Source organism: Comamonas granuli NBRC 101663, from assembly GCF_000739995.1.
GTDB classification, from domain to species: Bacteria; Pseudomonadota; Gammaproteobacteria; order Burkholderiales; family Burkholderiaceae_C; genus Simplicispira; species Simplicispira granuli.
Window position 1 is genome coordinate 118,730 of sequence record NZ_BBJX01000006.1, and the last position, 16,273, is coordinate 135,002.

Annotated in this window: 21 protein-coding genes and 1 tRNA gene; 20 read left to right on the forward strand and 2 right to left on the reverse strand. The window is 68.2% G+C overall.

The window, feature by feature from the left end:
* From CGR01S_RS08065 to tatC, 8 genes are read left to right on the forward strand one after another with little or no spacing between them, the layout of a single operon-like run.
* The gene (locus CGR01S_RS08065) at positions 1-1,047 is read left to right on the forward strand and encodes a S49 family peptidase (protein WP_042424951.1); all 1,047 of its coding nucleotides are present in this window, start codon (positions 1-3) and stop codon (positions 1,045-1,047) included.
* Positions 1,048-1,079: 32 nt separating this feature from the next.
* Positions 1,080-1,472: a phosphoribosyl-AMP cyclohydrolase gene (gene hisI / locus CGR01S_RS08070; protein WP_042424954.1), complete on the forward strand. Its 393-nt coding sequence runs from the start codon at positions 1,080-1,082 to the stop codon at positions 1,470-1,472.
* Between the two features lie 8 nt (positions 1,473-1,480).
* Entirely contained in the window at positions 1,481-1,828 is a 348-nt protein-coding gene (locus tag CGR01S_RS08075) for a phosphoribosyl-ATP diphosphatase (protein ID WP_042424957.1), read from the forward strand.
* Between the two features lie 15 nt (positions 1,829-1,843).
* Positions 1,844-2,224: a DUF4870 family protein gene (locus tag CGR01S_RS08080; protein WP_042424959.1), complete on the forward strand. Its 381-nt coding sequence runs from the start codon at positions 1,844-1,846 to the stop codon at positions 2,222-2,224.
* A gap of 22 nt (positions 2,225-2,246) precedes the next feature.
* Positions 2,247-2,603 carry a histidine triad nucleotide-binding protein gene (locus CGR01S_RS08085; RefSeq protein WP_042424962.1) on the forward strand — a complete coding sequence of 119 codons (357 nt, stop codon included), beginning with the start codon at positions 2,247-2,249 and terminating at the stop codon, positions 2,601-2,603.
* A gap of 57 nt (positions 2,604-2,660) precedes the next feature.
* Entirely contained in the window at positions 2,661-2,906 is a 246-nt protein-coding gene (gene tatA / locus CGR01S_RS08090; RefSeq protein ID WP_042424965.1) for a Sec-independent protein translocase subunit TatA, read from the forward strand.
* A 31-nt stretch (positions 2,907-2,937) separates the two neighbouring features.
* The gene (gene tatB, locus CGR01S_RS08095) at positions 2,938-3,405 is read left to right on the forward strand and encodes a Sec-independent protein translocase protein TatB (RefSeq protein ID WP_042424968.1); all 468 of its coding nucleotides are present in this window, start codon (positions 2,938-2,940) and stop codon (positions 3,403-3,405) included.
* 52 nt (positions 3,406-3,457) lie between these two features.
* Positions 3,458-4,249 (forward strand): twin-arginine translocase subunit TatC, encoded by a 792-nt coding sequence (gene tatC, locus CGR01S_RS08100; protein ID WP_042424971.1) that lies wholly within the window; start codon positions 3,458-3,460, stop codon positions 4,247-4,249.
* A gap of 14 nt (positions 4,250-4,263) precedes the next feature.
* Here the strand turns inward: tatC and CGR01S_RS08105 are convergent, their stop codons facing one another.
* Positions 4,264-5,412, reverse strand: a complete 1,149-nt coding sequence (locus CGR01S_RS08105; protein WP_042424976.1) for a trypsin-like peptidase domain-containing protein — start codon at positions 5,410-5,412, stop codon at positions 4,264-4,266.
* A 78-nt stretch (positions 5,413-5,490) separates the two neighbouring features.
* Between CGR01S_RS08105 and CGR01S_RS08110 the strand changes: the two genes are divergently transcribed.
* Positions 5,491-6,243: a Nif3-like dinuclear metal center hexameric protein gene (locus CGR01S_RS08110; protein ID WP_042424979.1), complete on the forward strand. Its 753-nt coding sequence runs from the start codon at positions 5,491-5,493 to the stop codon at positions 6,241-6,243.
* Between the two features lie 73 nt (positions 6,244-6,316).
* Complete coding sequence (gene pdxA, locus CGR01S_RS08115; RefSeq protein ID WP_439644740.1) at positions 6,317-7,357, forward strand: 4-hydroxythreonine-4-phosphate dehydrogenase PdxA; 1,041 nt, start codon at positions 6,317-6,319, stop codon at positions 7,355-7,357.
* Here pdxA and mscL read toward each other — a convergent pair whose 3' ends face one another.
* Positions 7,358-7,795 carry a large conductance mechanosensitive channel protein MscL gene (mscL, locus tag CGR01S_RS08120; RefSeq protein ID WP_042424985.1) on the reverse strand — a complete coding sequence of 146 codons (438 nt, stop codon included), beginning with the start codon at positions 7,793-7,795 and terminating at the stop codon, positions 7,358-7,360.
* Between the two features lie 163 nt (positions 7,796-7,958).
* On the opposite strand from mscL, the gene petA reads away from it, so the two are divergent.
* The 10 genes from petA (at position 7,959) to rpmF (ending at position 16,229) form a co-directional block, all read left to right on the forward strand.
* Positions 7,959-8,558 carry a ubiquinol-cytochrome c reductase iron-sulfur subunit gene (petA, locus tag CGR01S_RS08125; RefSeq protein WP_042424987.1) on the forward strand — a complete coding sequence of 200 codons (600 nt, stop codon included), beginning with the start codon at positions 7,959-7,961 and terminating at the stop codon, positions 8,556-8,558.
* A gap of 14 nt (positions 8,559-8,572) precedes the next feature.
* Positions 8,573-9,988 carry a cytochrome b gene (locus tag CGR01S_RS08130; RefSeq protein ID WP_042424990.1) on the forward strand — a complete coding sequence of 472 codons (1,416 nt, stop codon included), beginning with the start codon at positions 8,573-8,575 and terminating at the stop codon, positions 9,986-9,988.
* Positions 9,989-10,005: 17 nt separating this feature from the next.
* Positions 10,006-10,749 (forward strand): cytochrome c1, encoded by a 744-nt coding sequence (locus CGR01S_RS08135; RefSeq protein ID WP_042424992.1) that lies wholly within the window; start codon positions 10,006-10,008, stop codon positions 10,747-10,749.
* A gap of 103 nt (positions 10,750-10,852) precedes the next feature.
* The gene (locus tag CGR01S_RS08140; RefSeq protein ID WP_042424994.1) at positions 10,853-11,464 is read left to right on the forward strand and encodes a glutathione S-transferase N-terminal domain-containing protein; all 612 of its coding nucleotides are present in this window, start codon (positions 10,853-10,855) and stop codon (positions 11,462-11,464) included.
* A gap of 68 nt (positions 11,465-11,532) precedes the next feature.
* Complete coding sequence (locus tag CGR01S_RS08145; RefSeq protein WP_042424997.1) at positions 11,533-12,027, forward strand: ClpXP protease specificity-enhancing factor; 495 nt, start codon at positions 11,533-11,535, stop codon at positions 12,025-12,027.
* Between the two features lie 31 nt (positions 12,028-12,058).
* Positions 12,059-12,133: transfer RNA gene (locus tag CGR01S_RS08150), tRNA-Thr, on the forward strand.
* Positions 12,134-12,302: 169 nt separating this feature from the next.
* On the forward strand, positions 12,303-13,808 hold the full coding sequence (locus CGR01S_RS08155; RefSeq protein ID WP_042425001.1) for a Do family serine endopeptidase: 1,506 nt from the start codon (positions 12,303-12,305) through the stop codon (positions 13,806-13,808).
* Positions 13,809-13,889: 81 nt separating this feature from the next.
* Entirely contained in the window at positions 13,890-14,549 is a 660-nt protein-coding gene (locus CGR01S_RS08160; RefSeq protein ID WP_042425003.1) for a response regulator transcription factor, read from the forward strand.
* Entirely contained in the window at positions 14,546-15,961 is a 1,416-nt protein-coding gene (locus CGR01S_RS08165; RefSeq protein ID WP_042425006.1) for an ATP-binding protein, read from the forward strand. Before CGR01S_RS08160 ends, CGR01S_RS08165 begins: the two co-directional genes overlap by 4 nt.
* 85 nt (positions 15,962-16,046) lie before the next feature.
* Positions 16,047-16,229 carry a 50S ribosomal protein L32 gene (rpmF, locus tag CGR01S_RS08170; RefSeq protein WP_011794326.1) on the forward strand — a complete coding sequence of 61 codons (183 nt, stop codon included), beginning with the start codon at positions 16,047-16,049 and terminating at the stop codon, positions 16,227-16,229.
* Positions 16,230-16,273: the final 44 nt, after the last annotated feature.

Consider the following 16,273-nt stretch of genomic DNA (forward strand, 5'->3'; position numbering starts at 1 on the left):
ATGAACGACCCCCAAGAGAACACGGGCAATGGTTTTGAGAAAAAACCGCTTCCAACGCCCGATCCATGGGCGCAACCAGCTACATCTTCTGTAGCAAAAGAGGCCGTGCCGGGCGCCCCGGGCTGGGAGCGCGCCGTGCTGGAGAAGCTGGCCTTTGCCGCCCTGGCCGAACAGCGCGCGGCGCGGCGCTGGCGCAACTTCTTCCGCCTGGCCTGGCTGCTGCTCATTGCGGCGCTGGCCTGGAGCCTGGCGAGCAACGAAATGGCAGGCACCACCAGCAAATCGGCCCCGCACACGGCGGTGGTCGAGATCAAGGGCGAAATCGCCTCGGGCGCCGACGCCAGCGCCGACAACGTGCTCGCCGCCATGCGCAGCGCCTTCGAGGACGCGGGCTCGCAGGCCGTGGTGCTGCTCATCAACTCGCCCGGCGGCAGCCCGGTGCAGGCGGGCATCATCAACGACGAGATCGTGCGCCTCAAGCAAAAGCACGGCAAGCCGCTCTATGCCGTGGTAGAGGAGACCTGCGCCTCGGCGGCCTACTACATCGCGGCGGCGGCCGACGAGATCTATGTCGACAAGGCGAGCATCGTCGGCAGCATCGGCGTGCTCATGGACGGCTTCGGCTTCACCGGCACCATGGAGAAGCTGGGCATCGAGCGCCGCCTGCTCACCGCGGGCGAGAACAAGGGCTTCCTGGACCCCTTCAGTCCCCAGTCGGACCAGCAGCGCGCGCTCGCCCAGGTCATGCTCGACCAGATCCACGCGCAGTTCATCGCGGCCGTCAAGGCCGGCCGGGGCGAGCGGCTCAAGAGCGACGAGCAGACCTTCAGCGGCCTGTTCTGGACCGGCCAGCAGGCCATAGAGCGCGGCCTGGCCGACCACCTGGGCAGCCTGGACTACGTGGCGCGCGAGGTCGTCAAGGCCGAGGACATCATCGACTACACGCGCCGCGAGAACGTCGCCGAGCGCCTGGCCAAGCGCTTTGGCGCGGCCGTGGGCGCCGGCGCCGTGCAGGCGGCGCGCTCCGTGGCCCCCGCGCTGCGCTGAAAGCCGGCCGCAGCATCCGCGACAATAGCGCCATGAGCAACTGGCTGGACGAAGTGAAATGGGATGCGCAGGGCCTGGTGCCCGTGATTGCGCAGGAGCAGGGCACGGGCCACGTGCTGATGTTCGCCTGGATGAACCGCGAGGCCCTGGCCAAGACGGCAGAGCTGGGCCGTGCGGTGTACTTCAGCCGCTCGCGCGGCAAGCTCTGGTACAAGGGCGAGGAGTCCGGCCACGTGCAGACCGTGCACGAGATCCGCACCGACTGCGACGGCGACGTGGTGTTGCTGCAGGTCACCCAGCTCGGCCACGAGCCCGGCATCGCCTGCCATACCGGGCGCCACAGCTGCTTCTTCAACGTGCTGCAGGACGGCGCCTGGCAGGCGGCCGACCCGGTGCTCAAAGACCCGGCATCCATTTACCAGTGACGCACCCCATGACGCGCAGCGCAACCCTGGCCCGCGTGGCCGCCACCATCGAAAGCCGCCGCCCCGGCCTGGGCGCCGACCCGGCGACCAGCTACGTGGCGCGGCTGCTGCACAAGGGGCCGGACGCCTTTTTGAAGAAGATCGGCGAGGAGGCGACCGAGGTCGTCCTCGCCGCCAAGGACCTGGAGCACGGCGGCGACAAGGCCAAGCTGGTCTACGAAGTGGCCGACCTGTGGTTCCACAGCATGGTGGCGCTGGCCCACTACGGCCTGCACCCCGACGACGTGCTGGCCGAACTCGAGCGCCGCGAAGGCACCAGCGGCATCGCGGAGAAGGCCGCAAGGCCCCATGCCTGAACGGAGGGCTGTGCCATGAGCGACATCATCGACGCGGACGACCAGCGTGCCGAAGGCCTCAAGGCCTGGGGCTGGGTGAGCTATGTGCTGCACCTCATCGTGGCCGTGGCGGCCGTGGTGCCGGGCGCGCAGCCCAGCGCCGCGCTGCTGCTCGTCGCGCTGGTCATCGACCTGGTGAAGAAAGGCGAGGCCCAGGGCACCTGGCAGGCCTCGCACTTCACCTGGCGCATCTCCACCGTGCTCACGGCGGGCGTGCTCTACCTGGTCACGGCGCCGCTGTGGCTGCTGTTCTTCCTGCCCGGCTGGGTCGCCTGGTCGCTGATCTCGCTGTGGTTTCTCTACCGCATCGTGCGCGGCATGGTGGCCATGAACCAGAGCCATGCCGTGACGTCCTGATTGCCGACTCCCCACCTGCTCCATGCACGACCCGAACTGTATTTTCTGCAAGATCATTGCCGGCCAGATCCCCTCCCGCAAGGTGTACGAGGACGAAGAGGTCTTTGCCTTCCACGACATCCACCCCTGGGCGCCGGTGCATTTCCTCATGGTGCCCAAGCTGCATATTCCCTCGATGGCCCAGGTGCACACCGGGCACGAGGCCTTGCTGGGCCGCATGATGGCGCTGGCGCCGCGCCTGGCGCTGGAGCAGGGCTGCCGGCCCTATCCGGACGGGGGCTTTCGCATCGTGGCGAACACCGGGGCCGAAGGCGGGCAGGAAGTGCACCACCTGCACATCCACGTCATGGGCGGACCACGACCCTGGCTCAAGGGTTGAAACCCGCACGAAGTCCGGCACGGACTAAAATCGGCTGCATTCATCAGGAGATATTCCATGGGTACTTTTTCCATCTGGCACTGGCTGATCGTGCTGCTGATCGTCGTGCTGGTGTTCGGCACCAAAAAGCTCAAGAACATCGGTCAGGACCTGGGCGGCGCCGTCAAGGGCTTCAAGGATGGCATGAAGGACGGGGCCACCAGCGAAGCCGCGCCCACCATACCGCCCGCGGGGCAGGTGACGGACAGCGCCTCGGCCGCCGAGAAGACCACCATCGACGTCGAGGCCAAGCAGAAGGGCTGAACCGCCGCCTTCTGCCGCAGCCCGTGCTCGCATGATCGATATCGGCCTTTCCAAGATGGCGCTGGTGGGCGTGGTCGCCCTCATCGTCATCGGACCGGAGAAGCTGCCGCGCGTGGCGCGCACCGTGGGCACGCTGCTGGGCAAGGCCCAGCGCTACGTCGCCGACGTCAAGGCCGAGGTCAACCGCTCCATGGAGCTCGATGAGCTCAAGAAAATGAAGGAGACGGTGGAGACCGCGGCGCGCGACGTCGAGCAGTCCATCCACACCACGGCGGCCGAGTTCGAGAAGGACTGGGCCGAGGCCACGGGCCAGTCCGGCGCCGCGCTGCCCGGCGAGGGCCTGGGCGCCGTGGCCCCGGTGTACCGCCATCCGCGCAAGAACTGGCGCCTCAAGCGCGGTGCGATGCCCCAGTGGTACAAATCGCGCAGCGGCATCCGCACCAAGGTGCAGTCCGGCGCGGCGCGCGTGGCCCGCCACCGCCCCTCCTCATACCGCTGACTCCGGCGCCAGCGCCGCTGGGGCGGAGGCAGCAGGCCTGCGAACCACCTTTATGTCCGAGCAACCATCCCAAGACGACGAACTCGCAGGCACCGAGCAGCCTTTCGTGCAGCACCTCATCGAGCTGCGTGACCGCCTGCTCTACTGCATCTACGGCATCTTCGCCGCCGTCGGTCTGCTGGCCATCTGGCCCGGCCCCAACGGGCTCATCGACTTCATCGCGCGGCCCATCCGCGCGCACATGCCGCCCGACGCCAAGCTCATCGCCGTCGGAGTGTTCTCGCCCTTCTTCGTGCCGCTCAAGGTGCTGATGCTCGTGGCGGTGCTGCTGGCGCTGCCCTGGCTGATCTACCAGATCTGGGCGTTCGTGGCGCCCGGGCTCTACAGCCACGAAAAGAAATTCGTGCTGCCGCTCATCGTCTTCGGCAGCCTGCTGGCCTACACGGGCATCGCCTTCGTGCAGTTCTTCGTGCTCGACAAGATGTTCGCCTTCATCCAGGGCTTCACGCCGGCCAGCGTGGCCGCCACGCCGGACATCGCCTCCTACGTGGAGTCCATCCTGTCGCTCTACCTGGCTTTTGGCCTGGCGTTCCAGGTGCCCATCGTGGTGGTGCTGCTCGTGCGCTTTGGCATCGTGGAGGTCGCCAAGCTCAAGTCCTTCCGCGGCTACTTCATCGTCGTGGCCTTCATCGTCGCTGCCGTGGTGACGCCGCCCGACGTGATCTCCCAACTGGCGCTGGCCGTGCCCATGTGCCTGCTCTACGAGATCGGCATCTGGGCGGCGCAGCTCTTCGTGCGGCACACACAGGCGCCCGGGGAGCAGCAGGAGCCCCCGGCCGCCTGAGCGCCGCGGCCCGCTCAGCGCTGGCGCGTGCGCCGCGGCTGGGGCCGCACGTCGGGGGTCAGCTGCAGGGCGATGACGCTGTTGCCGCGCTGCACCTGGAATTGCGCCGGCATGCCTGGGCGCAGGGCCGCCACGGCCGACAGCAGGGCGGCCACATTGCCCACGGGCTTGCCCGCCACCTCCACGATCACGTCGCCGGGCCGCACGCCGCCCAGGGCGGCCGGACCGTCCTGCAGCACGCCGGTGATGATGACGCCCGAGGTCGCCTTGACGCCAAAGGTCTCGGCCAGCTCGGGCGAGAGTTCGCCCGGCTCCACGCCGATCCAGCCGCGCGTGACCTTGCCCTCGCGCACGATGCCGTCGAGCACCATGCGCGCCGTGGACATGGGGATGGCGAAGCCGATGCCCAGGCTGCCGCCCGAGCGGGAGTAAATGGCCGTGTTGATGCCCATGAGGTTGCCGTCCACGTCCACGAGCGCGCCGCCCGAATTGCCGGGGTTGATGGCGGCGTCGGTCTGGATGAAGTTCTCGAAGGTGTTGATGCCCAACTGGCTGCGGCCCAGCGCACTGACGATGCCGCTGGTCACCGTCTGGCCCACGCCGAAGGGGTTGCCGATGGCAAGCACGATGTCGCCCACCGCCAGCTCGTCGGAATTGCCCAGCACGATGACGGGCAGCTTGTCCAGCTCGATCTTGAGGATGGCCAGGTCGGTCTCCGGGTCGGTGCCGATGGTGCGCGCGCGCGCGTGGCGGCTGTCGGAGAGCGTCACCTCGATCTCGTCGGCACCCTCGACGACGTGGTTGTTCGTCAGGATGTAGCCGTCGGGGCTGACGATGACGCCGCTGCCCAGCCCGACCTGGGGTTCGCTGCCCATGTCGCCGAAGAAGAAGCGGAACCACGGGTCGCTGCTGCGCGGATCGCGCACCGGCGCCTTGCTGGTGTTGATGCTCACCACGGCCGGCGCGGCCTTGCGCGCGGCGCTGCTCAGGCTGCCGGCCGGTACGTGGCCCGCCGCATTGGGCGCCGCCTCGATGAGCGCAGGCACCGCACCCGGGCGGCCTATGCCCCTGCGGATCCAGTCGGGCTGGAGCGTGGCCACGACGAAGTAGGCCGCGACGAGCACCGTCACGGTTTGCGAAAACAGCAGCCAGAGGCGTTTCATGGGGGTGTCTGGAATAAATGCAGTGCGGGCACTATTGTGGCGCAAGCGCCCGTGCGCGCCAGGCAGGACAATACATACATGCCCCTATCCCGAGACACCCTGTTGCAGTCCTTCGATGCGCTCTTGCAGCCCGAGCGCTTCAAGGACTACGGACCCAACGGCCTGCAGGTCGAAGGCAAGCGCGCGGTGGCGCGCATCGTCAGCGGCGTGACGGCCAGCCGCGCCCTGATCGACGCCGCCATCGCCGCGCAGGCCGACGCCATCTTCGTGCACCACGGCCTGTTCTGGCGCGGGCAGGACGGCCGCGTCACCGGCTGGATGAAAGAGCGCCTGCAGCGCCTGCTGGCGCACGACATCAACCTCTTTGCCTACCACCTGCCGCTGGACGCCCACCCCGAGCTGGGCAACAACGCGCGCCTGGGTGCCGAGCTGGGCTTCACGGCCGAGGCGCGCTTTGGCGAGCAGGAGCTGGGCTTTGCGGGCCGCGCGGCCTACGACCATGCGGCAGCGCTGGCACGCCACGTGGAGCAGGTGCTGGGCCGCCCCGTGACCCTGGTGGAGGGCGAGCCCGGGCGGCCCATCCGCCGCGTGGCCTGGTGCAGCGGTGGAGCCCAGGGCTACTTCGAGGCGGCCATCGCCGCCGGGGCCGATGCCTTCCTCACCGGCGAGATCTCCGAGCCCCAGGCGCATCTGGCGCGCGAGTGCGGCGTCGCCTTTCTGGCCGCGGGCCACCACGCGACCGAACGCTACGGCGCGCCGGCCGTCGCGGCGCAGGTGGCGGCGCAGTGGGGCCTGGAGCACCGCTTCATCGACATCGCCAATCCGGCTTGAAACTCCTGTTTTGATAGCTGGTAGCGCTTAACCACAGGGCGCTACAGCCATTTTTCCTATGAATACTGCCGCCATGCTTCCCATTGCCATCACCCAGGGCGATCCTGCGGGTATCGGCCCCGAGATCGTCGCCAAGGCCTTCCGCGATGCCCCCGAGGTGCTGCGCGGCTGCTTTGCCGTGGGCGAGCTGGCGACGCTGCGCCGTGCGGCGGCGTGCATCGCCGGGCCCGGCCAGCCCGGCCAGCCCGAGCTGCCCGTGGCGCTGCTGGACGCGGCGCGCGACGCCGCACAGGTGCCGCCGCGCTGTCTGCCCGTGCTGGCGCTGCCCGGCCTGCCCGGCCCGCCGCCCTGGGGGCAGGTGACGGCCGGGGCAGGGCGCGCGGCCGCCGACTGCGTGCTGTGGGCCGCGCGCGCGGCGCTGCGCGGGGAGGTGGCGGCGCTGGTCACGGCGCCGCTGCACAAGGAGGCGCTGGCCGCGGCGGGGGTGGACTACCCGGGGCACACGGAGCTGCTGCAGGCCGAGGCGGCGCGGCACGCGGGCGTGGCCCTGGCCGACATGCCGGTGCGCATGATGCTCGCCAGCGACGAGCTGCGCACGGTGCTGGTGAGCATCCATGTGTCGCTGCGCGACGCCATCGCGGCGGTCACGCCCGCCAATGTGCTGCAGACGTTGCGCATCGCGCATGCCGCGCTCGCGCGCAGCCTGGGGCGGGCACCGCGCATCGCCGTGGCCGGGCTCAATCCGCATGCGGGCGAGGGTGGCCTGTTCGGCCGCGAGGAAATCGAGGTGATCGCCCCGGCCGTGGCCCAGGCCCGCGCCGAGGGCGTGGACGCCCATGGCCCCTACGCGCCCGACACCGTGTTCATGCGCGCACGCCATGCCCCGGGGCATCCGGGCGAATTCGATGCCGTCGTGGCCATGTACCACGACCAGGGCCTCATCCCGGTGAAATACCTGGGCGTGGACAAGGGCGTGAACGTCACCCTGGGCCTGCCCCTGGTGCGCACCAGCCCGGACCATGGCACGGCCTTCGACATCGCCGGCCAGGGCGTGGCCGATGCCTCCAGCCTCATCGAGGCGGTGCGCATGGCGCGCCGCCTGGTGGCGGGCTGATCAGCGCTTGAGGCTGTCGCGGATTTCGCGCAGCAGCACGATGTCCTCGGGCGTGGGCGCCGGCTCGACCGGCGCGGGCGCGGCGGCCGGGGCTTCGCGCTTGAGCCGGTTGATCTGCTTGATCATCATGAAGATGATGAACGCCAGGATGAAGAAATTCACCGCCACGGTGACGAAGTTGCCGTAGGCAAAGACGGGCACGCCCGCTTTCTTGAGCGCATCGAGCGTGCGCGCCGTGCCCTCAGGCACCGTGCCGAGCACGACGAACAGGTTGGAGAAATCGAGCTTGCCGAACACCAGGCCCACCACCGGCATGATGAGGTCGGAGACGACGGAATCGACGATCTTGCCAAATGCCCCGCCGATGATCACACCCACGGCCAGATCGATGACGTTGCCCTTGATGGCGAATTCGCGGAATTCTTGCAGCATGCCCATGGATGTGTCCTTGAAGTGGGAAAGCTGCAAGTATCACGCACAACACGACCGCACGCAGAGTTCGATGCAGGTCAATGACGCGCCAGATTGTCCCGGCCCTTTCTTGGCACTCCGCTACAATTTACGGTTGACCCAACCATAGCGATGTTCATCGAGGACCCCCATGAGTGACACTCCAATCGACTCCAGCAAAAGGACGTGGCTGATCGCGACCGGCTGCGCGGGCGCCGTGGGCGGCGTGGCAACCGCCGTTCCTTTCGTGAGTACCTTCCAGCCGTCGGAAAAGGCCAAAGCCGCCGGCGCTGCGATCGAGGTGGACATCTCTCAGCTCAAGCCTGGTGAGCGCATCATCGCCGAGTGGCGCGGCAAGCCCGTCTGGATCATCAAGCGCACGCCCGAGCAGATCGCCGATCTGCCCTCGCTCGACAATCAGCTGGCCGACCCCAAGTCCGAGCGCAAGCCCGACGAATTCACGCCCCCCTACGCGCGCAACGAGCACCGCTCCATCAAGCCCGAGATCCTCGTGGCCGTGGGCATCTGCCCGCACCTGGGCTGCTCGCCGACCGAAAAATACACCCCCGGTCCCCAGCCTTCGCTGCCCGACGACTGGAAGGGCGGCTTCCTCTGCCCCTGCCATGGCTCCACCTTCGACCTGGCCGGCCGCGTGTTCAAGAACAAGCCTTCGCCCGACAACCTCGAAATTCCCCCGCACATGTACCTGTCGGACACGCGCCTGCTCATCGGTGAAGACAAGAAAGCCTAATCGAGGACCCCACCATGGCCGAATTCAAGGAAATCTCCCCCAACGCCTCGGCGGGCGCCAAGCTCACCAACTGGTTTGAGAACCGCTTTCCGACCATGTTCGACGCCTACCGCGTCCACATGTCGGAGTACTACGCACCCAAGAACTTCAACTTCTGGTACATCTTCGGTTCGCTCGCCCTGCTGGTGCTGGTGATCCAGATCGTCACCGGCATCTTCCTCGTGATGCACTACAAGCCCGACGCCGCCAAGGCCTTCGAGTCGGTCGAGTACATCATGCGCGACGTGCCCTGGGGCTGGCTGATCCGCTACATGCACTCCACGGGCGCCTCGGCGTTCTTCATCGTGGTGTACCTGCACATGTTCCGCGGCCTGCTGTACGGCAGCTACCGCAAGCCGCGCGAGCTGGTCTGGATCTTTGGCTGCGCCATCTTCCTGGCGCTCATGGGCGAGGCCTTCATGGGCTACCTGCTGCCCTGGGGTCAGATGTCCTACTGGGGCGCCCAGGTGATCGTGAACCTGTTCTCCGCCATCCCCTTCATCGGCCCTGACCTGGCCCTGCTGATCCGCGGCGACTACGTGGTGTCCGACGCCACGCTGAACCGCTTCTTCAGCTTCCACGTCATCGCCGTGCCGCTGGTGCTGCTGGGCCTGGTGGTGGCCCACCTACTGGCGCTGCACGACGTGGGCTCCAACAACCCCGACGGCATCGAGATCAAGAAGGGCCCCAAGGGCAACCGCTGGTCGCCGACCGCTCCGACCGACGGCATTCCGTTCCACCCCTACTACACGGTGCACGACATCCTTGGCGTGTGCGTGTTCCTGATCGTCTTCACGGCCGTGATCTTCTTTGCGCCTGAAGCCGGCGGCTACTTCCTGGAGTACAACAACTTCATCCCGGCCGATCCCCTGGTCACGCCGGCGCACATCGCCCCGGTGTGGTACTTCACGCCGTTCTACTCCATGCTGCGCGCCATCACCACCGAAATGGTGTACGTGCTCGTGGCCTGCGTGGTGCTGGGCGCGGCCTTCGGTGTCTTCAAGGCCAAACTGCCCGGCATCTTCAAGGGCCTCATCGCCGTGGCCGCGGCCGTCACCGTGGCCCTCATGCTTGCCATCGACGCCAAGTTCTGGGGCGTGGTGGTCATGGGCGGCGCCGTGATCATCCTGTTCTTCCTGCCCTGGCTCGACTGCAGCCCGGCGCGCTCCATCCGCTACCGCCCGACCTGGCACAAGTACGTGTACGCCGTGTTCGTGGTCAACTTCGTGATCCTGGCCTACCTGGGCGTGCAGCCTCCGTCTCCCGTGGGCGAGCGCGTCTCGCAGCTTGGCACGCTGATCTACTTCGGCTTCTTCCTGCTGATGCCCTGGTGGAGCGCCAAGGGGGAGCCCAAGCCCGTGCCCGACCGTGTCATCTACCAAGCGCATTGAGCCGGAGTCAACCCACCATGAAAAAAATCATCCTCTCGTTCATTGCGGCTCTGGGCCTGGTTGCTGGCGCGGCCCATGCCGCCGGCGGCGCCACCATTGCCTGGGACAAGGCGCCCAACAAGACCAATGACCTGCCGGCCCTGCAGAACGGCGCCAAGCTGTTCGTCAACTACTGCCTGGGCTGCCACTCGGCCGCCTTCATGCGCTACAACCGCCTCCAGGACATCGGCCTGACCGAGCAGCAGATCAAGGACAACCTGCTGCTGACCACGGACAAGATCGGTGACACCATGAAGGCCACCATCGATCCCAAGCAGGCCAAGGATTGGTTCGGCGCCAACCCGCCCGACCTGACCGTGATCGCGCGCTCGCGTGCGGGCCATGGTGGCACCGGCGCTGACTATCTCTACACCTTCCTGCGCTCCTTCTACCGCGATGACGCCAAGGCCACGGGCTGGAACAACGTGCTGTTCCCCAACGTGGGCATGCCGCACGCGCTGTGGGAGCTGCAGGGTGAGCGCCGCGCCACCTTCGACGAGACCACCCATGCCTTCAAGGGCTACGAGCAAGTCACACCTGGCAAGATGAGCGCGCAGGAATACGACGCTGCCGTGGCGGACCTCGTCGGCTACCTGCAGTGGATGGGCGAGCCGGCCCAGAATACCCGCGTGCGTATCGGCATCTGGGTGCTGGCTTTCCTGTTCGTGACCACGTTCCTCGCCTGGAGGCTCAACGCCGCTTTCTGGAAAGACGTCAAGTAAGGCCCCCAGCCTTGCCCCCGCCGCGCCTTCGGGCGCGGCCCATCCTTTGCGGAGTGGACGCGTGCATGCGTTCCACTCCTTTGGTTTTTAGGAGCTACTTGCCATGATGGTGCTTTATTCGGGAACCACCTGCCCCTTCTCCCACCGCTGCCGCTTCGTGCTGTTCGAAAAAGGCATGGATTTCGAAATCCGCGACGTGGACCTCTACAACAAGCCCGAAGACATCAGCGTGATGAACCCGTACGGCCAGGTGCCCATCCTCGTGGAGCGCGACCTCATCCTGTACGAGTCCAACATCATCAACGAGTACATCGACGAGCGTTTCCCCCATCCCCAGCTCATGCCCGGGGATCCGGTGGACCGCGCCCGCGTACGCCTGTTCCTGCTCAACTTCGAGAAGGAACTGTTCGTCCACGTCAGCACGCTGGAGTCGCGCGCCACCAAGAGCAACGAGAAAGCCCTGGAAAAGGCCCGCGCGCACATCCGCGACCGCCTGACCCAGCTCGCCCCGGTGTTTCTGAAAAACAAATACATGCTGGGCGAGAACTTCTCCATGCTGGACGTGGCCATCGCGCCGCTGCTCTGGCGCCTGGACTACTACGGCATCGAACTGAGCAAGAATGCCGCCCCCCTGCTCAAGTACGCCGAGCGCATCTTTTCGCGCCCGGCCTACATCGAGGCGCTCACGCCCTCGGAAAAGGTCATGCGCAAGTAAGCCCCAGACGGCCCCGCGCCCGCCGGGCCGTACCGCCCCCCCCCGAAGCCATCGCAGTTCCACCCGCAATGAACGACCAGGAAACCACCTCCACGCGCCCCTACCTGATCCGTGCGTTGCACGAATGGTGCACCGACAACGGCCTCACGCCCTACATCGCCGTGCGTGTGGACGAATCCGTGCAGGTGCCCCGGGAGTACGTGAACGGCGGTGAAATCGTGCTCAACGTGGGCTTCGATGCCACGGGCAGCCTGCAACTGGGCAATGACTACATCAGTTTCAAGGCCCGTTTCGGCGGCGTAGCGCGCGACATCGTGGTGCCGGTGGACCGGGTGCTGGCCATTTATGCGCGCGAGAACGGGCAGGGCATGGCTTTTCCGCCGGAGACCAGCCCTCAGACGGCACAGCCGGTGGCGCCGGAGCCTGCCAGTGGCGACCCGGCGCGCGTGGTGCAACTCGTGAGCAGCGAGCCTGCCGCCGCGCCAGGCGAGGAGCCCCCACAGGACCCACCGCCCAGCCCGCCGACGCAGCCCACGCGCCCCGCGCTCAAGCGCGTCAAATAAGCCGCTGGGGCGCCGCTACAATACCGGCCACGCCGATTTAGCTCAGTGGTAGAGCAACCGCCTTGTAAGCGGTAGGTCGTCAGTTCGATCCCGACAATCGGCACCACATCCAGGGCCGCACCGTTCTCCGAACGTGCGGCCCTTTGCTTTGCCTGCGCGTTCCTCCGGGCCCGTGCCGGGGGGCGGGGGGCGGCCCCGCCAGGGCCTTCAGCCAGGCCTAAGTGTTGCCGCGCACACTGCCCTTGCATCAGCATCACCTTGTGGAAAGGCACGCCATGAACACGCTCAACAATTCCTCGCGCCGCTGGCTGGTCGCCGTGCTGGCCTCGGGCGCCTTGGGCGCCGCGGGCGCGGGCTATGTCACGGCCCATGCGGCGCGCACGCCGCACGAACTCCCGGCCGCCGCTGCGCCTGTTGCGGCGCCGCCCCTGGCCGTGGGGAGCGGATTGCCGGATTTTTCGCGCGTCACCGCCTTGTATGGCCCGGCGGTGGTCAACATCAGCGTCAGCGGCATGCGCAAGGTCTCCGGCGCCCAGGCGCAGGGCGATTCGGCCGGCAGCGGCATGCCCGGCCTGGACCCGGACAGCCCCTGGCCCGAGCTGTTGCGCCGTTTCGGCCTGCCGGGCATGGACGGGCGGGACGGCGCGGCCGTGCCCCTGCGCGGCCAGGGTTCGGGCTTCATCATCGATGCCAATGGCATCGTTCTGACCAATGCCCACGTGGTCCAGGGCGCCAGCGACGTCACCGTCAAGCTCACGGACCGGCGCGAGTTCCGCGCCAAGGTGCTGGGCGCCGATCCCAAGACCGACATTGCCGTGCTGAAGATCGACGCCAAGAACCTGCCCACGGTGCAACTGGGGCGCTCGCAGGACCTGCAGGTGGGCGAATGGGTGCTGGCCATTGGCTCGCCCTTTGGTTTTGAGAACACCGTCACCGCGGGCGTGGTCAGTGCCAAGGGCCGCAGCTTGCCCGACGACAGCCTGGTGCCCTTCATCCAGACCGATGCGGCGGTGAACCCCGGCAACTCGGGCGGTCCCCTGTTCAATGCACGCGGCGAGGTGGTGGGCATCAATGCCCAGATCTACAGCCGCTCCGGGGGCTTCCAGGGGCTGTCGTTCGCCATTCCCATCGAGGTGGCGACGCGCGTCGAGCAGCAGGTCCGGCAGACCGGTCATGCGCGCCATGCGCGTCTGGGGGTCGCCGTGCAGGAGGTGAACCAGGCCTTTGCCGATTCCTTCGAGCTGCCGCGCCCTGCCGGGGCGCTGGTCTCCAGCGTCGAGCCTGGCGGCCCGGCCGACAAGGCCGGACTGCGCGCCGGCGATGTGATTCTGCGGATCGGCAGCCAGGCCATTGTGGCGTCCGGAGATCTGCCCGCTTTCATCGGCCAGGCCGCGCCAGGCGAGAAGCTGGAGCTCGAAGTCTGGCGCCAGGGCCGGGCCACCACCCTGAACGCCACGCTCGGCGACGCCAGCGACCAAGCCCGTGTGGCAGAGCGCGGCGATGCTGCCGTGGGCCAGGGGCGGCTGGGCCTGGCGCTGCGGCCGCTGGCCCCCGCGGAAGCGCGTGCCGCCGGTGTGGGTGCAGGCCTCGTGATCGAGGACGTGCGCGGCCCCGCTGCCATGGCCGGTGTACAGCCGGGCGACGTGCTGCTGGCCATCAACGGCACGCCCGTGCAGGGCGTTGAGCAGGTGCGCAGTACCGTGGCCCATGCCGGTTCGTCGGTGGCGCTGCTCATCGCGCGCGACAGCGAGAAAATCTTCATTCCCGTGCGCCTGGGCTGAGGCGGGAGCGCGGACCGGTTTACGATAGCCAGGCCAGGGCCGGTGCCGCCGCCCCGCCCCTGGCCGAACCGTGGATTTCCCATGCGCCTGCTGCTCGTCGAGGACGATCCCATGATCGGTGAAGCCGTGCGTGATCTGCTGCGCGGCGAGCACTATGCCGTGGACTGGGCGACCGATGGCGCCATGGCCGATGCGGCGCTGGCCGCGCAAGCCTACGATCTGGTGCTGCTGGACCTGGGCTTGCCGCGCCGCGACGGCCTGGCCGTGCTGCGCGGCCTGCGGGCGCGCCGGGACCGCACTCCCGTGCTCGTGGCCACGGCGCGCGACGGCGTGGCCCAGCGCATCGAAGGGCTCGATGCCGGTGCCGACGACTACGTGCTCAAGCCCTACGATTTCGACGAACTGCTGGCACGCATCCGCGCGCTGCTGCGCCGCGCCGCCGGACGCGCCGAGCCGGTGTACGAGCACCAGGGCGTGGCCATAGCCCCGGCCACGCGCGAGGTGCGCGTGCAGGGGCGCGCCGTGGTGCTGTCGGCGCGCGAATGGGCGGTGCTCGAAGCGCTGCTCGCCCGTCCAGGGGCGGTGCTCTCGCGCCAGCAACTGGAGGACAAGCTCTACGGCTGGGGCGAAGAGGTCAGCAGCAACGCGGTCGAGGTCTACATCCATGGCCTGCGCAAGAAGCTCGGCGCGGGCCTGGTGCTCAACGTGCGCGGCGTGGGCTATATGGTGCCCAAGGCATGAATACGGCCAGGCGGTCGCCCGTGGGCCTGCCGCGCTCCCTGCGCGTGCGCCTGCTGGTCTTCCTGCTCGCGGCCATTGCCCTGGCCGCGGCGGTGCAGGGGGCGCTGGCCTACCGCAGCGCCCTGGCCGAAGCCGACGCCCTGTTCGACTACCACATGCAGCAGACGGCCTTTGCCCTGCGCGCCGGGCTGCCACCCATGGCGCCGGGCGTTGGGCCCGCGCCGCTGCCCGAGGACGAGAACCACGAATTCATCGTCCAGATCTGGACCCAGGAGGGGCTGCGCATCTTTGAATCTGCCGTGGGGGCGGCCTTGCCGCAGATGGCCGTGCTGGGCTTTGCCGACGTGCGGGCGCGCGGGACCACCTACCGGGTGTTTTCCCTGCAGACGCGCGCGCAGGTCATCCAGGTCGCGCAGGACATGGCGGTGCGCCGCTCCATGGCGCGGGCGCTGGCGCTGCGCTCCCTGCTGCCCCTGGCCCTGATGGCGCCGCTGCTGGCCCTGGCGGTGTGGGCCGCCGTGAGCCGCCTGCTGGTCCCGGTCGAGCGGGTGCGCAGCGAGCTGGCGCAGCGCCAGGCGGGCGATTTGTCGCCCGTGGATGCGGCGGCACTGCCCGACGAGGTGGAGCCGCTGGTGCGTGAACTCAACCTGCTGTTTGCGCGCGTGCAGCAGGCTTTCGAGGCGCAGAGCCATTTTGTGGCCGATGCGGCGCACGAGCTGCGCTCGCCGCTGGCGGCGCTCAAGCTGCAGGTGCAGGGCCTGCGCCGGGCGCAGGACGAGGCGGCGCGCCGCCTGGCCGTGGCGCGCCTCGAAGCCGGCATCGACCGTGCCGCGGGCCTGGTCGCGCAACTGCTCGTGCTGGCGCGCCAGGAAGCCCACGCAGCGCAAGGCGCCCCGGCCGAACCGGTGGACCTGGCCGGGGTCGTGCGCCTGGTGCTGGCCGATCTGGCGCCGGCGGCCCAGGCGCGCGGCATAGACCTGGGCCTGGCGCCGTTGCCCGAGGCGCCGCTGCCAGCCATTGCCGGGCAGCAGGAGGCGCTGCGCATCCTGGTGCGCAACCTGCTGGACAACGCCATCAAATACACGCCCGCCGGCGGCACGGTGGATGTGACCCTGCGCACGGCCGCCCGCCCGGATGGGCCGAGCGGGCCGGTACCCGTGGTCGAACTGGTGGTGGAGGACAGCGGCCCGGGCATTCCCGAGGCCGAGCGCGGCCGGGTGTTCGGCCGCTTCTACCGCACGGCCGCGGGCGCGCAGGGCGCTGGAGGCAGCGGACTGGGGCTGGCCATCGTGCACGCCATCGCTCGGCTGCACGGTGCGACGCTCGTTCTGGAGTCCTCCCGGCGCCTGGGCGGGCTGTGTGTGGTGCTGGGTTTTCCAGTGCTGGCGAGCGAGCCCGGGTTTGCGCTATAATGGCAGGCTTCGCGCGAAACCCCTCGTGTCTTTGGTTGGGCTGATCGCGTTTTCACCAACACCTTTTGAAGACCAGGAGCCCCTCATGGCTGTTCAGCAAAACAAGAAATCGCCGTCCAAGCGCGGCATGCACCGCTCGCACAATGCACTGACGGTGCCGGGCATCGCTGTGGAACCCACCACGGGCGAAACCCATCTGCGCCACCATATCAGCCCCAACGGCTTCTATCGCGGCCGCCAGGTGCTGAAGAACAAGTCGGAAGCCTGATCGGCATTTGCCCGAGGCCGTTTCCTCCCAGGCCCGTAGCTACC

Excerpts from the sequence above, each read along its gene's own strand:
- CGR01S_RS08085 (WP_042424962.1), top strand. The coding sequence starts at position 2,247 with ATGCACGACCCGAACTGTATTTTCTGCAAGATCATTGCCGGCCAGATC.
- CGR01S_RS08155 (WP_042425001.1), top strand. The coding sequence starts at position 12,303 with ATGAACACGCTCAACAATTCCTCGCGCCGCTGGCTGGTCGCCGTGCTG.
- CGR01S_RS08110 (WP_042424979.1), top strand. The coding sequence starts at position 5,491 with ATGCCCCTATCCCGAGACACCCTGTTGCAGTCCTTCGATGCGCTCTTG.
- hisI (WP_042424954.1), top strand. The coding sequence starts at position 1,080 with ATGAGCAACTGGCTGGACGAAGTGAAATGGGATGCGCAGGGCCTGGTG.
- CGR01S_RS08080 (WP_042424959.1), top strand. The coding sequence starts at position 1,844 with ATGAGCGACATCATCGACGCGGACGACCAGCGTGCCGAAGGCCTCAAG.
- tatB (WP_042424968.1), top strand. The coding sequence starts at position 2,938 with ATGATCGATATCGGCCTTTCCAAGATGGCGCTGGTGGGCGTGGTCGCC.
- CGR01S_RS08145 (WP_042424997.1), top strand. The coding sequence starts at position 11,533 with ATGAACGACCAGGAAACCACCTCCACGCGCCCCTACCTGATCCGTGCG.
- petA (WP_042424987.1), top strand. The coding sequence starts at position 7,959 with ATGAGTGACACTCCAATCGACTCCAGCAAAAGGACGTGGCTGATCGCG.
- mscL (WP_042424985.1), bottom strand. The coding sequence starts at position 7,795 with ATGGGCATGCTGCAAGAATTCCGCGAATTCGCCATCAAGGGCAACGTC.
- CGR01S_RS08130 (WP_042424990.1), top strand. The coding sequence starts at position 8,573 with ATGGCCGAATTCAAGGAAATCTCCCCCAACGCCTCGGCGGGCGCCAAG.
- CGR01S_RS08160 (WP_042425003.1), top strand. The coding sequence starts at position 13,890 with ATGCGCCTGCTGCTCGTCGAGGACGATCCCATGATCGGTGAAGCCGTG.
- tatC (WP_042424971.1), top strand. The coding sequence starts at position 3,458 with ATGTCCGAGCAACCATCCCAAGACGACGAACTCGCAGGCACCGAGCAG.
- CGR01S_RS08075 (WP_042424957.1), top strand. The coding sequence starts at position 1,481 with ATGACGCGCAGCGCAACCCTGGCCCGCGTGGCCGCCACCATCGAAAGC.
- rpmF (WP_011794326.1), top strand. The coding sequence starts at position 16,047 with ATGGCTGTTCAGCAAAACAAGAAATCGCCGTCCAAGCGCGGCATGCAC.
- CGR01S_RS08065 (WP_042424951.1), top strand. The coding sequence starts at position 1 with ATGAACGACCCCCAAGAGAACACGGGCAATGGTTTTGAGAAAAAACCG.
- tatA (WP_042424965.1), top strand. The coding sequence starts at position 2,661 with ATGGGTACTTTTTCCATCTGGCACTGGCTGATCGTGCTGCTGATCGTC.
- pdxA (WP_439644740.1), top strand. The coding sequence starts at position 6,317 with ATGCTTCCCATTGCCATCACCCAGGGCGATCCTGCGGGTATCGGCCCC.
- CGR01S_RS08135 (WP_042424992.1), top strand. The coding sequence starts at position 10,006 with ATGAAAAAAATCATCCTCTCGTTCATTGCGGCTCTGGGCCTGGTTGCT.
- CGR01S_RS08165 (WP_042425006.1), top strand. The coding sequence starts at position 14,546 with ATGAATACGGCCAGGCGGTCGCCCGTGGGCCTGCCGCGCTCCCTGCGC.
- CGR01S_RS08140 (WP_042424994.1), top strand. The coding sequence starts at position 10,853 with ATGATGGTGCTTTATTCGGGAACCACCTGCCCCTTCTCCCACCGCTGC.
- CGR01S_RS08105 (WP_042424976.1), bottom strand. The coding sequence starts at position 5,412 with ATGAAACGCCTCTGGCTGCTGTTTTCGCAAACCGTGACGGTGCTCGTC.